This is a genomic window from Faecalimonas umbilicata, assembly GCF_004346095.1.
Lineage (GTDB): Bacteria > Bacillota > Clostridia > Lachnospirales > Lachnospiraceae > Faecalimonas > Faecalimonas umbilicata.
Genome location: NZ_SLZV01000047.1, coordinates 1 through 12256, shown reverse-complemented (window position 1 = coordinate 12256; position 12256 = coordinate 1). Strand labels below are relative to the sequence as shown.

The 12256-nt window shown below is 39.9% G+C and carries 16 protein-coding genes; 8 read left to right on the top strand and 8 right to left on the bottom strand.

Annotated elements, in window-relative coordinates; all coding sequences use genetic code 11:
- Window positions 1-153 precede the first annotated feature (153 nt).
- The 4 genes from EDD74_RS15200 to EDD74_RS14705 all read right to left on the bottom strand — a co-directional run bounded on the left by EDD74_RS15200 (window position 154) and on the right by EDD74_RS14705 (window position 3000).
- Window positions 154-321, bottom strand: coding sequence for a hypothetical protein (locus EDD74_RS15200; RefSeq protein ID WP_008975216.1), 168 nt, complete (start codon window positions 319-321; stop codon window positions 154-156).
- Between the two features lie 167 nt (window positions 322-488).
- Window positions 489-1076, bottom strand: coding sequence for a helix-turn-helix domain-containing protein (locus EDD74_RS14715; protein WP_008975214.1), 588 nt, complete (start codon window positions 1074-1076; stop codon window positions 489-491).
- A 459-nt stretch (window positions 1077-1535) separates the two neighbouring features.
- Window positions 1536-2456, bottom strand: a complete 921-nt coding sequence (locus EDD74_RS14710; protein ID WP_165851617.1) for a TDT family transporter — start codon at window positions 2454-2456, stop codon at window positions 1536-1538.
- Between the two features lie 19 nt (window positions 2457-2475).
- Complete coding sequence (locus EDD74_RS14705) at window positions 2476-3000, bottom strand: C-GCAxxG-C-C family protein (protein WP_008975212.1); 525 nt, start codon at window positions 2998-3000, stop codon at window positions 2476-2478.
- 242 nt (window positions 3001-3242) lie between these two features.
- On the opposite strand from EDD74_RS14705, the gene EDD74_RS14700 reads away from it, so the two are divergent.
- Complete coding sequence (locus EDD74_RS14700) at window positions 3243-3482, top strand: hypothetical protein (RefSeq protein ID WP_009262147.1); 240 nt, start codon at window positions 3243-3245, stop codon at window positions 3480-3482.
- Window positions 3483-3582: 100 nt separating this feature from the next.
- Here the strand turns inward: EDD74_RS14700 and EDD74_RS15195 are convergent, their stop codons facing one another.
- On the bottom strand, window positions 3583-3720 hold the full coding sequence (locus EDD74_RS15195; protein WP_009262148.1) for a hypothetical protein: 138 nt from the start codon (window positions 3718-3720) through the stop codon (window positions 3583-3585).
- A 110-nt stretch (window positions 3721-3830) separates the two neighbouring features.
- On the opposite strand from EDD74_RS15195, the gene EDD74_RS14695 reads away from it, so the two are divergent.
- Window positions 3831-4502: a hypothetical protein gene (locus EDD74_RS14695; protein ID WP_116442340.1), complete on the top strand. Its 672-nt coding sequence runs from the start codon at window positions 3831-3833 to the stop codon at window positions 4500-4502.
- A complete protein-coding gene (locus tag EDD74_RS14690) occupies window positions 4399-4680 on the top strand; it encodes a hypothetical protein (RefSeq protein WP_116442341.1) in 282 nt (93 codons plus the stop codon). The genes EDD74_RS14695 and EDD74_RS14690 overlap by 104 nt, the downstream gene beginning before the upstream one ends.
- Window positions 4681-4772: 92 nt before the next feature.
- On the opposite strand, the gene EDD74_RS14685 is transcribed toward EDD74_RS14690, so the two are convergent.
- Complete coding sequence (locus EDD74_RS14685) at window positions 4773-6032, bottom strand: aminopeptidase P family protein (RefSeq protein WP_016438493.1); 1260 nt, start codon at window positions 6030-6032, stop codon at window positions 4773-4775.
- Between the two features lie 22 nt (window positions 6033-6054).
- Entirely contained in the window at window positions 6055-6552 is a 498-nt protein-coding gene (locus tag EDD74_RS14680) for a hypothetical protein (RefSeq protein ID WP_116442342.1), read from the bottom strand.
- 123 nt (window positions 6553-6675) lie between these two features.
- On the opposite strand from EDD74_RS14680, the gene EDD74_RS14675 reads away from it, so the two are divergent.
- From EDD74_RS14675 to EDD74_RS15430, 4 genes are all read left to right on the top strand, one after another.
- Entirely contained in the window at window positions 6676-7422 is a 747-nt protein-coding gene (locus EDD74_RS14675) for a tRNA pseudouridine synthase A (protein ID WP_009262153.1), read from the top strand.
- Window positions 7423-7528: 106 nt separating this feature from the next.
- Complete coding sequence (locus EDD74_RS14670; protein ID WP_116442343.1) at window positions 7529-8509, top strand: aldo/keto reductase; 981 nt, start codon at window positions 7529-7531, stop codon at window positions 8507-8509.
- A 19-nt stretch (window positions 8510-8528) separates the two neighbouring features.
- On the top strand, window positions 8529-8903 hold the full coding sequence (locus tag EDD74_RS15435) for a class I SAM-dependent methyltransferase (RefSeq protein ID WP_242990195.1): 375 nt from the start codon (window positions 8529-8531) through the stop codon (window positions 8901-8903).
- Window positions 8900-9283, top strand: a complete 384-nt coding sequence (locus EDD74_RS15430; RefSeq protein WP_242990196.1) for a hypothetical protein — start codon at window positions 8900-8902, stop codon at window positions 9281-9283. Before EDD74_RS15435 ends, EDD74_RS15430 begins: the two co-directional genes overlap by 4 nt.
- Window positions 9284-9403: 120 nt before the next feature.
- On the opposite strand, the gene EDD74_RS14660 is transcribed toward EDD74_RS15430, so the two are convergent.
- The gene (locus EDD74_RS14660; RefSeq protein WP_016438489.1) at window positions 9404-10264 is read right to left on the bottom strand and encodes a patatin-like phospholipase family protein; all 861 of its coding nucleotides are present in this window, start codon (window positions 10262-10264) and stop codon (window positions 9404-9406) included.
- Between the two features lie 225 nt (window positions 10265-10489).
- On the opposite strand from EDD74_RS14660, the gene EDD74_RS14655 reads away from it, so the two are divergent.
- A complete protein-coding gene (locus EDD74_RS14655) occupies window positions 10490-12127 on the top strand; it encodes an ABC-F family ATP-binding cassette domain-containing protein (protein ID WP_008975202.1) in 1638 nt (545 codons plus the stop codon).
- Window positions 12128-12256 lie beyond the last annotated feature (129 nt).

Genomic DNA, 12256 nt, shown 5'->3' with positions numbered 1-12256 from the left:
TCTTCTGTGTTTAGTTTACCTTTTTGTGACATAGAATTGCTCCCTTCATGATGACAGTTTGTTTTTTCACTGTCTCTCATAAAGGGAGCATATCACTAAGACCAACTGCTTTTTGTGTATGGATATTAAATTTTGTTAGAATCTATCAGTATCCTAAATCTTAAATACTAATATGGCTTTATCTGTTCCGACCATAGACATAGTTACTAATTTATATCCTTTGTTCAGCATTTCCTCTGATTTTTTCTCAATAGCTTTTGCTAAATCTTCTACACCAGTAGAACATTCTACAACAATTGATTTATAGACCAAATTGAACATTTTATCCACCTCCTCCTTATTTGATTTTAGAGCAAATAGAATTTATTATTGTTTCTTTTCTTCTTTTTTATTCTTTCTATCCCACCAAGTATCTGCTAACGAACAACTTCCGCCCATAACTATAAATCCAATCATAATAAGCCAAAATTCCATGATTTTTCCCCCTTTTAATTTGTTAAATACTGACAAATAAAAATTACAACAAAACATATAATAAGTGCGATTGCACCTGCAATGAATGCAAATATGATTTTTTGATAATTTCTTTTTCCTATTTCTTGTTGTGTTTCATCATGTGTTAATTGCTTTCCGTCAATAAATGCCAAAATTTCTTTATAGGTTTGAATGTCATATCTCTTTTTCAATTTTTCAATCTTACTTGCTGTATAGAGCGTTATTGCGAATAAGCAAAACCAGATAGCAATTCCTATATTTCCCTTAATACTAAATAAAGGATAGGCACTTACGGCTATAACTATTAATTCAATTAGGAAAACTACACTTATCACATTAAACTTTTTAATTGTTGTTTTTTCTACAATCTCCCTCATCTCCTTTATATCTTCTTTTATAAAATTATCTAAAGATACATTGAAGATATTAGATAAACTAATTAAACTTTTAACATCTGGACAACTTTTATTTGTTTCCCAATTAGAAATTGTTTGTCTTGAAACAAATATTTTAAGAGCCAGCTCTTCTTGAGAAATTTTTTGTTGTTCCCTAAATTTCTTGATTTGTAATCCAATATCCATCTTGAATCTTCCCCTTTATTGTATCTGAATATAACTATTTTGTCTGTCAAAAGCCTTTGACATTACCCTTTTTCCCTTGTCAAAATCGTTTTACATGGTTTAAAATAAAACTTTTTAACTAATTATACTCGGTTTCATATATAAGTTACAAGAAAAATATGGTCTTACATTTATTTTTTCGGTTGTCCCTGCTTTGTTACTCTTTTTCCCATTAATGAATATACAGCTCACCTCTTTTCGCTGGTGAGCTTTGCAATATAATAACACATTCCCCAGTATCAAGCACCGCAACACAAATTCCCTGCCCGGATATGTTTCCACTATTTATATCCTCACACGAGTAACGAATGGCTTTTTTTACATCTTTCATATGCATATCCCTTTTTCATTAGGATATTCATTGCTTTAACGGATAGTGTGTAAATTTTCTGCACAGACGTTTCTCTCTTCCTGTTCCGCTTATTTATGATCTACAAAAATAAACTGCAGAAAGCGAATGAAAGTATAAATCATAAACAATACGGCAATCACCGTTTCTATCAGAACAACATACCGGAGCATCGGTATCGGCTGCTTCATATTCGCAAGACAGACCATCGTCTGCTTTGTTGCAATCGCGCTGATAACAAACGGGAAGGTAAATGCCGCATAGCTTGGATAGAATTTCAGCTTCAGATAACTGATCGCTTTCACAAGCGCCAAAACATATAGCATGGTTGCCACAAGCAGCATCGCCAACAAAAATTCTCTTGATTTTGGTGTTACTGACTGTACATATCCGGCAACACAAAGGCTTGTAGGCGCTGCATAAATACAGAAAAGCGGCTTTGCAGGTTCTGGAATCTCTTTGTATTTCATATAACGGATTGTCACAAGAACTAATAAACCGATTAACGTCAAAAATCCAAACCAGAATGCACCGGCACCTATTGCAAGCTCTTCAAAAGCTGGAGCCGTAACTGCCGCAACTGCAATTCCCACATATACAATAAAATAACTGGCAAATACTTTCGGCATCTGAAGTTTAAGCAAAAACTTTATTGTGAAATAAACAATCAATATAATATGTAACCCAATCGCAAAATACCAGATATATTTTGCTCCCACACCAATAAATGGCTTGATATACGTGCTTAATAGCATCAGTGCCATCGGAAATGTCGCAGCCACACTCGCCAAAATCGGATTTTTAAAATCTTCTTTTATCATCTCCGGAAACATTATGAGTTTCATCAGAACAAGTATCAGTAGAAATGTAGCTATTCCTCCACAGACATATCGAATTTCCTCACCATAACTCTGCAAAAGATTGCCGAGAGCGGCGAATCCAAGCATAACCCCACAAAGAGGAATTGGAACTTTTTGTATCATTTTTTTCATGTCATTCTCACCTTTTGTCTTAAATTTCAGCAACCGTACGTCTTGGAGCCGGTTCATCCACCTCATCTAGATTCTTCATTCCCAATTCACGGCAAATCATTTGGGCAACCTTCCATGCACAAAGTCCCGTAAAGAAAATGCATTGTTCCTTGTGTTCCCCACGTCCTTTGTCAAACTCTTTTGTCAGAACGCGACAGCAGATTGCATTTTTACCATTGGCCTTTTTAAACCAGTCATGAAGCTCTTTTGTCAGTTCCATACATTTGACACTTTTTGGATTTGTCGGTCCATCCTGCTCTGTGCGCCCAAAAAATAGTCCAAGTGCAAGAATTCCTCCATTAAAAGCACCACAGACACACCCGGATTTTCCTGCGCCGACTGCCATACCAGAAGCCATTGCAATCACTTCCTCTGGAACATCCAGCTTAAATTCATCGCGGATTGCACTGACTAAAGCCTCACAGCAATAGTATCCTTCTTTAAATTTTTTCTCAGCCACTTGCTGCACAGTTCTTGGGCTAATTTCAGTTACTCCAATTTTCATATAGATTTCCTCCTCAAATATAAATTTTGCTGCTTTTAGTTTAACATATCTGAACAGAATATCGTTATCATTTATTTTTATATAACTATAGGCATATTTTATAAACAATCTAAAATGCAACCAACATTCCCTCTGTTTTTACTAAAATCTTCCTTTTTAAATTTTTTCTGTTTTTTGGGAAACATGAATAAGCCCTCCCACATAGTATAGGAGTGTAAACAATCTCAAATGGAGGATTTAACATGAGTGATTTAACAGCTACTAACTGTGGATGTGGATGCGGTGGAGAAGACAGATGCGGAAATAACAATTCTTGTCTGTGGATCATCCTCTTATTATTCTGCTGTGGCGGTTTCGGAAACGGACACGACAACGGATGCGGATGTGGTGACAGCTGTATCTGGATCATCTTATTACTTCTCTGCTGCGGCGGATTTGGTAATGGATGCGGATGTGGCGATAGAAATTCTCTTTGCTGCTAATCTCTTCTGCAAGGCGGGGCAACATGCCCCGTCTTTCTTTTGGAAAAAACTCGACTGCCTTGCTCCATTCTTTCTCACAAAATCATTTTTCTAAACATGCTTAGATGTCTTCCTTGTCATTTTCTTCTGCGTTTGCTCTCTCCTCCTGTTGTTTCCTCTGTGCTTCCATCTTCCTTTGAAAACATTCTTCATCTAATTCATATACTGCATTTCTGTCAATGATTAAAATTTGTTCCATCTTTTCCTCATTTCCATTTCTCTTTCCTTTATTATATGAAGGAAAAAGAAAAAGGTATATCTTTCTCAATTTGCTCATATATATTGATAACGCAATGGAAAGGAGTTTCTATGGACGATCAATCAAAAATTCCCATGACACCATTTGACACACTGATCTCGACACCCGGTCTGCGGATGATGAAACTGATGATTCCCTATCTTCCCCCATCCAACCAGCGGATGCTCGCAGTCTATGTGAAGTTTATGGAATTACAACAGACGTTTTCTTTTTTTCAGAATTTTCGCTCAGATTTACATAGCTGTGCTTTTGAAAAGGAAGTGTCTTCGCCATCTGACATTCTGGAAGAACTTCGCCCATTCCTGAGAAAGAGCGACTGTGAAATGATCGACCAGATACAGAATATGCTAAGCGCAATGGAAATCGCTGCCTCATTTCAGAACATGACAAAGGAATCCTCCTCAAAACAATCTTGTTCCGATGCCTCATCTGACAGCTCATCTTCCACTCCCGCATTTGACCTTTCCATGTTGCTTCAAGGAATGCTTTCCCCGGAGCAACAGAACCTTTTTGAAACTTACAGAGATCTGTCATCCGATGTTTCTGCTGCCGATACAGACGCAAATATGCAGGAACTTCCGATATCTCTGGAACCTAATTCTTTGGAGGGAATTGTATATGAACAACTGGATGGAACACCCAATGTTACAGAAGATGGACCCAGCAAAACTGGAACTGATCCGGACTGCAGCCACAAAAACGAACGGGAAATCCGGCAATGACCTTGCCCCGATCCTCCTTGCCCTGATCACAAACGCAAATAAGAAAGGCATCCGTTTCTCGCCTGATGAAATTTCATTGATTTTGGAACTTTTAAAAGAAGGAAAATCAAAAGAAGAGCAGATGCAAATTGATAAAACCGTCCGAATGGCCAGTTCACTTTTGAAAAATAGAAAATAAATTGCTTGTATTAAGTAAAAGAGGTACTTTTTAACATGGCACAAATATTTTTCAATATTTATCTGCCACAAAAAGTACCTCTTTACTCCTGCTTAATCTCTCTTACTCATCCATGCTTCAATGTCTTCTGTCGTCTTTAGGATTCCTTTGGAAAGATCTACCGCTTTCCCTTCTGTGATCAGAATATCATTCTCAATGCGGATTCCAATCTCTTCTTCCTCAATATAAAATCCTGGCTCTACCGTGATGACCATTCCTGGTTCCAGTACCTCATAATCAGAACAACTGATATCATGTGTGTCTAACCCCAGTTGATGGGAAACTCCATGATAATAGTAATCTGCTACTGTCTTTCCATCTTTTGCAAGTCCAAGTTCATCAAGTCTTGCTGCGTAGTGATCGATCACCATCTGATTTAATTCCCGAAGTGTCATACCCGGCGCTGCTTTTTCAATAATCAAATCTTGTGCGGATAATACCAAATCATAAATCTCTTTCTGACGTGCAGTAAATTTTCCATTGACTGGGAATGTTCTTGAGATATCTGCACAATAATGCTCATTTGCACTTCCAAGATCGATCAAAACGAGTTCTCCGTCCTTGACTTCTTGGTTATTCTCTTTGTAATGCAATGTCGTCGCTCTTACGCCTCCCGCAACAATACTTGGAAATGCATGTTCCCTCACACCTTGTTTGCGCAGCGCAAAATCAAACGCTCCCTCCATCTCACATTCGTTCATACCCGGTTTTACATACCGCATCAATTCTTCGATCGCCTTCTGTGTTGTATGCTGTGCAACCATCATTTTTTCAATTTCAATATCTTCTTTTTTGATACGCTGTCCTACAAAATCTGCGTAGATATCTCTGATTTCCACTGCCGGATACTGTTCCTTAATGCGTGCTGCCAAAAGATGTGCCTGTGTCGGAGCCTGGGTCACTTTATATTTCCACAAATCCAGCGCAACTGTGAGTTTTTTGCTGCTTCTGGATGATTCTATCAGACTGTTGAAATTTCCGTCAAATGCTTCCAGGTAGCAGATTTTCTCAATCCCACTGATCTCTCTTGCCTCGTTTTCACGCATTCTTGCACCAACCCATTTCGCCATCACCTCATCAAATGGCTCAATATAGAGTTCCTCCGCCATAGTTCCTTCTTTTAGCTTCTTCAGGACAAGAATCATATGTTCTCTATCAATTCCTGTATAATAATAAAAATTCCGATCAACCGAAAATTCGTATTCTTCATCGGCAGAACGCATCGGCGCTGTTCCTGAATAGATAACTGCGATTGATGGTGCTTTCATTCCTTCCATTAACTTTGCTCTTCTTGCTGCATAGACTTCTCTCATGATTTTTTCTCCTACTAATTTGTTATTTTTGGCTCTCCATCATTTCTGTCTGCAATCCGCAGGCACACGCAAGGTCTCTGTAATATTCTCTGACATCCTCATTTTCACAGAACAGTGGAAATGCCATCTGATAATTCCCCCAGAGCACCGCCCTGTTCTTTATAAAATAAAAAGAGGAAAACAGCCACTCCCTCGCTGTAATATCGAGCAGGAAGGTACAAATTTCATTGTCCAGCGGATAGTATATCTTTCCCTCCGTACATTCCATGCGCTGTACATATGATTTTTCGTCCGCAGAAAGCCCGGAGAGAAAGTGCTCTTTTTCTTCCTTTTTTAAAGAAGAATAGTAAAAATCGGCATAGCAGTCCTGCTCCTCTATCACCTGCAAAAGAAATTTTTTCATTTTTTCTTTCGTACCCCTAAGCAGAATGGATGGATAAAGAACTTCTCCTTCTTTCAGTGTATCTATCAAAAGTGCTCCTGCCTTTTCCACTTCTGCTTTGGTCATAGAATGAATCACAGTATTCTCCCCTTTCCATGAAATTTGTATCTCAAAACTGCTTTTATTATAGCACAATCTTTGTTATACTAAAACTACTTTTCAAACCATAAAAATAATATTTACGAAAAGAAAGGATTACTTATGAGAAATATATTGCTGACATTAGAATACGATGGCAGCCGCTATCAGGGATGGCAGCGCCTCGGAAAAGGAGAATCTACAAACACCGTTTCCAATAAGATATTAGAAGTGCTTAAAAAGATGACCAATGAGGATGTAGAATTATTCTGCGGAGCCCGCACAGAAGTCGGAGTCCATGCTTATGGACAGGTTGTCAATTTTAAAACAACAACAGATATGACCTTATTAGAGATCAAACATTACATGAATCGCTATCTTCCGATGGATATCGCAGTACTCTCCGTGGAAGAAAAACCGGAGCGTTTTCATGCAAGCCTCAATGCAAAAAGCCGGATTTATCTATACCGTGTTGCTATTGCAGAAGTCCCAAGCGTGTTCGACCGCAAATATACATATCATTCTTTCAAAAAACCAGACACAGAACTGATGAAACAGGCAGCACTTCTGCTTGCAGGAAAACATGATTTCAAGAAGTTTTCGACCGTAAAGAAAAACAAATCTACAGAAAAAGAAATCTTGAATATTGATATTTACGAAGATTTGGAAGAGATTCAGATTACACTGGAGGCAACTGATTTTCTCCACAATATGCCTCGCATGATTCTCTCCACCCTGCTCGATATCGGACTTGGCATCCGCCGCAAGGAAGAAATTGACGAGATTTTCTCTCCTACTTCCTCTACTGTGGCAAGCGCACCTTGCGATCCGAAAGGGCTCTATCTGCAGGAAGTTGTCTACGATCGTTAAAACAACTTGGAAAAGTATCTTGTACAGTGATTTTGTGCACCTATTTCTTGAATAAAAGCACGATCTCTGTATTCACTTATTATCACAGGAAAGGAGCCTCTTTTTTATGAAATTATTATCAATCGGAAAATCAGACTTAAAAACACCTTACATCGGCATGGGAACATGGGCCATCGGCGGTGGTGTATGGTGGGGGGAAAATGATGATGTGCTCTCCATCCACACTGTCCATGAAGCGCTGGATCATGGAATCACATGGATCGACACCGCTCCGGTATATTGGGTTGGTCACAGCGAAGAGGTTGTCGGAAAAGCATTGAAGGACAGACGTCATAGTGCAATTCTCTCAACAAAATGTGGGCTGGAATGGAGACACGAGACCCCATGTTTCCACAAAATCATCGAAGGGAAACATATTTACCGAGATCTGTCTGCCAAAAGTATCCGTCAGGACGTAGAAGAAAGCTTAAGACGTCTTCAGACTGATTATATTGATCTTTTATACACACACTGGCAGACACCGGATCTTTCTCTTTTCCCACTCGAAGAGACGATGGACACTCTGATGGCATTGAAAAAAGAAGGCAAAATTCGTGCGATCGGAGCCTCCAATGTCACACCGGAACAGCTTGAACTTTACTGCCAGTACGGACAACTCGATGTGATCCAGGAAAAATATAGTCTGCTTGACCAGCGGATCCGCACAGATCTTCTTCCGACATGCCAGAAGCACCAAGTATCTATCCAGGCATACTCCCCGTTGGAACAAGGGCTTTTGACTGGAAAAGTAACTATGGATACCGTTCTCTCTGATACAGATGTCCGCAACAACAATCGTTTCTGGAAAAGCGGCCGCCGCAAGGAAGCCCTTGCTATGTTAGACTCCTGGAAACCAATGTTGGAAAAATATAACTGTTCTTACAGCAGTCTTGTGATCGCACTGACTGCCGCTACGATCCCGGATCTTCATATTCTCTGCGGAGCCAGAAAACCTGAACAACTCATCGATAATGCAAGCGCACTTTCGCTAAAGCTGGATGCCGAGGATATCAGACAGATGCTTGCTGCAGTTCCTGCTCAAATCTAAAACAGGAGGGAGAACAAACTTGGAACAGATCAGACAAAATTATTATGGCAATTTATGTACGGAAATGTATGAAATCCTACACAGCGAAGCGCCGTCAGACGAACTGGACTTTTATCTGTCTTATGCAGAAAAAGGGAAAAAGATACTGGAACCACTCTGTGGCAGCGGGCGTTTTCTTGTCCCTTTCCTGGAACGTGGTTTTACAATTAGCGGAATCGATTTATCAGAGGAAATGCTTGCGAAATTAAAGCAGAAAGCGCCAATGGCTTCTGTCGCCTGCAGAGATATCCTTCAGTATTCTTCTGATAGACTTTTGATTACATCTTCATATCCTCCAGCTCTGTATCACTTTTCACTGATATTTCTGTATGCAGACAGCTTCTTGAAAAAATGAAATCACTGCTGTCCCCAGACGGTGTCTTTGTCTTTGCAGTAGATACAACCGCAAATAGATGTATCGATGACACAGAGTATATTCCTTCTGTCACTGTCCCTTTCGAAGACGGTACTGCATTGACCTTGAAAACAAAAAACTACTATGAAGAGAAAAGTCAGACACAGTTTTCTCCGGGCATCTATGAGTTATGCCGGAACGATGAATTGCTATCACAAGAATTTATGGATTTTCAGACACATCTCTATACCTTTGGGGAAATGGAAGGATACCTAAAAGAAGCCGGATTTTCGACGATCAAAACTTACTCTTCCTTTCAAAAAGAAATTGCGGTAGACGATCAGTGTAAATTTTTTCTGTTTGAATGCAGAATTTCTTAGATAAAAATGTGAATAGCTTCTCGCCAGCAAACCTGTATGGAGAGGATGCAAAACAGGGTTGTCTTAAAATATGTTCTCCTATTCGGAAACCATTTCAAGGCAACCCTGTTCTGCAATTTTCTATTCTTCTTTCTGCAAATATTCCAGCAGGTTGTGATACTGCTTTTTCATATAATTATAACCATGATTATAAAAGTCTGTTAAAGTATCTGCATTCCGCTCCAACCTTGACACGGTCTTCATCTGCGGTCTGAGCACAAAAATCTTTCCTTCCTCTTCCAGCTTCTCTATCTTCTCCATTGTACGGTTATAGACAATGCTGCGCCTTGCGATCGTACGAAGCAAATTTGGATATGTCTTATAAGACGAACGATAAATCTTCATCACGCCTTTGGACGGCATCTTTTTCCGATATCCGGGATTTCTTGTCAGAATCACAACAATTTTCTCATTCCCAATCTCAAGTGCCCGTTCGATCGGAACAGAATCTGCAAGCCCTCCATCCAGATACGGTGTCCCATCAATATTCACGATCGGTGAAAACAACGGAAGACTGCTGGAAGCCCGGCAGATCTTCATCAGGCGCTTTGGGTCGGACTTTTCTGTCATATATTCCGCCTTCCCAGTCACACAGTTTGTCGTGACCATCTCACATACGATGCCTGACTGAAAATAGGTGTCGAAATCAAACGGATAAACTTCATTTGGAAATTTTTCAAAGATCATATCCATATCAATCAGGCTTCTCTCTCGGACAAATTTCCGAAGATTAATGTAATCGTACTCTTTCTCTGTATGAATCATGCAATTCTTTGTTCGGCCAATTTGTTTTGACACATAATCTACCCCGTTACATGCTCCTGCTGACACTCCTATCACATGTGACATATATAACTTCTGTTCCATCAGAAAGTCAAGTGCTCCTGAAGTAAACACACCTCTTGTTGCACCGCCTTCCAAAACCAGTGTTGCTTTTTCCATATGCATTCCTCGCTTTGCTTTTTTTAAATTATATACCCTTTTTCATTCCTTTCAAACAATTTTTTTCTTAATTTTCTCCAAAGATATGCTTTGCCTTGCCATTTTTACCTTCTCATGGTAAGATAGGGCTTGGAAATATCCGTAAACAAGCCAGTTTCTGCAGAGGAATCTCACCTGTGGATCTCTGGCAGAAAATAAATGAAACAGACAAAGGAGATTTATCAGATGATTAGTGCAAATAATATCACATTACGCCTTGGCAAAAAAGCGCTGTTTGAAGATGTCAACATCAAATTCACAGCCGGCAACTGTTATGGTATGATCGGTGCAAACGGAGCTGGAAAGTCCACTTTCCTAAAGATTCTTTCCGGTCAGTTAGAGCCAACAAAAGGAGAAGTTGTTATCACTCCGGGAGAACGTCTTTCTTTCCTTCAGCAGGATCACTTTAAGTACGATGAATTTCTCGTACTCGATACGGTTATCATGGGAAACGCAAGACTCTATGAGATTATGAAAGAAAAAGAAGTCCTCTACGCAAAAGAAGACTTCACCGATGAAGATGGGATCAAAGCAAGTGAACTGGAAGGTGAATTTGCTACTATGAACGGATGGGAAGCAGAATCTGATGCTGCTACTCTCTTAAATGGTCTCGGCATCGACACTGATCTGCATTACAAATACATGAGAGATCTGAAAGGTTCTGAAAAAGTGAAAGTCCTTCTCGCACAGGCACTTTTTGGTAATCCGGACATCCTCCTTCTCGACGAGCCTACCAACCACTTAGATCTTGATGCGATCGCATGGCTCGAAGAATTTTTGATCAACTTTGACAATACTGTCATCGTCGTATCACATGACCGTTACTTCTTGAATAAAGTCTGTACACAAATTGCAGATATCGACTACGGTAAGATCCAGCTCTATGCCGGAAACTACGACTTCTGGTATGAATCCAGCCAGTTGCTGATCCGCCAGATGAAAGAAGCTAACAAAAAGAAAGAAGAAAAGATCAAAGAACTTCAGGAATTTATTTCCCGGTTCAGCGCCAACGCTTCCAAATCAAAGCAGGCAACATCCCGTAAGAAAGCACTCGAAAAAATCCAGCTGGACGACATCCGTCCATCCAGCCGTAAATATCCTTACATCGATTTCCGTCCAAACCGTGAGATTGGAAACGAGGTACTTACTGTAGAGAACCTTTCCAAGACAATCGATGGTGTGAAAATTTTAGACAGTCTCTCTTTCACGATCACACGTGAAGAGAAAGTTGCTTTCGTAGGTGGAAACGAGCTTGCAAAGACTGTGCTCTTTAAAATTCTTACCGGGGAGATGGAGCCGGATGAAGGAACTTATAAATGGGGAGTCACTACTTCTCAGGCATATTTCCCGAAAGACAGTACAAAGGAATTTGACAATGACTATACGATCGTAGACTGGCTGACACAGTATTCCGAAAACAAAGATGCAACTTATGTCCGCGGATTCCTTGGACGTATGCTCTTTGCCGGGGAAGACGGAGTGAAAAAAGTACGCGTACTCTCCGGTGGAGAAAAGGTGCGCTGCCTGTTATCAAAAATGATGATCTCCGGTGCAAACATCCTGATCTTAGATGAACCTACAGACCATCTTGACATGGAATCCATCACAGCTTTAAATAACGGTCTGATTAAGTTCCCTGGAGTCCTCTTATTTGCTTCCCGCGACCACCAGATCGTACAGACAACAGCAAATCGTATCATGGAGATTGTTCCTGGCGGAAAACTGATCGACAAAATCACAACTTATGATGAATATCTGGAAAGTGATGAGATGGCAAGAAAACGTCAGACATACAGCATGGATGCCGCAGAAGAAGACAATTAATCAATCGTGGATCCACATTGAGAAAACATAAAGAAGGGGCTGTTGCAAAATAGATGAGTAATCATCTATAGAGCAATAGCTCCCTTTTTTATGCCTAAAAGCAGAAAACGGACTCCGAAGAGTCCGCAA

What these genes read in the sequence shown, in the direction of transcription:
- EDD74_RS14675 (WP_009262153.1), top strand. Translation starts at nt 6,676, where the DNA reads ATGAGAAATATATTGCTGACATTAGAATACGATGGCAGCCGCTATCAG.
- EDD74_RS14670 (WP_116442343.1), top strand. Translation starts at nt 7,529, where the DNA reads ATGAAATTATTATCAATCGGAAAATCAGACTTAAAAACACCTTACATC.
- EDD74_RS14705 (WP_008975212.1), bottom strand. Translation starts at nt 3,000, where the DNA reads ATGAAAATTGGAGTAACTGAAATTAGCCCAAGAACTGTGCAGCAAGTG.
- EDD74_RS14695 (WP_116442340.1), top strand. Translation starts at nt 3,831, where the DNA reads ATGGACGATCAATCAAAAATTCCCATGACACCATTTGACACACTGATC.
- EDD74_RS14715 (WP_008975214.1), bottom strand. Translation starts at nt 1,076, where the DNA reads ATGGATATTGGATTACAAATCAAGAAATTTAGGGAACAACAAAAAATT.
- EDD74_RS14700 (WP_009262147.1), top strand. Translation starts at nt 3,243, where the DNA reads ATGAGTGATTTAACAGCTACTAACTGTGGATGTGGATGCGGTGGAGAA.
- EDD74_RS15200 (WP_008975216.1), bottom strand. Translation starts at nt 321, where the DNA reads ATGTTCAATTTGGTCTATAAATCAATTGTTGTAGAATGTTCTACTGGT.
- EDD74_RS14710 (WP_165851617.1), bottom strand. Translation starts at nt 2,456, where the DNA reads ATGAAAAAAATGATACAAAAAGTTCCAATTCCTCTTTGTGGGGTTATG.
- EDD74_RS14660 (WP_016438489.1), bottom strand. Translation starts at nt 10,264, where the DNA reads ATGGAAAAAGCAACACTGGTTTTGGAAGGCGGTGCAACAAGAGGTGTG.
- EDD74_RS14690 (WP_116442341.1), top strand. Translation starts at nt 4,399, where the DNA reads ATGAACAACTGGATGGAACACCCAATGTTACAGAAGATGGACCCAGCA.
- EDD74_RS14655 (WP_008975202.1), top strand. Translation starts at nt 10,490, where the DNA reads ATGATTAGTGCAAATAATATCACATTACGCCTTGGCAAAAAAGCGCTG.
- EDD74_RS15195 (WP_009262148.1), bottom strand. Translation starts at nt 3,720, where the DNA reads ATGGAACAAATTTTAATCATTGACAGAAATGCAGTATATGAATTAGAT.
- EDD74_RS15430 (WP_242990196.1), top strand. Translation starts at nt 8,900, where the DNA reads ATGAAATCACTGCTGTCCCCAGACGGTGTCTTTGTCTTTGCAGTAGAT.
- EDD74_RS14685 (WP_016438493.1), bottom strand. Translation starts at nt 6,032, where the DNA reads ATGAGAGAAGTCTATGCAGCAAGAAGAGCAAAGTTAATGGAAGGAATG.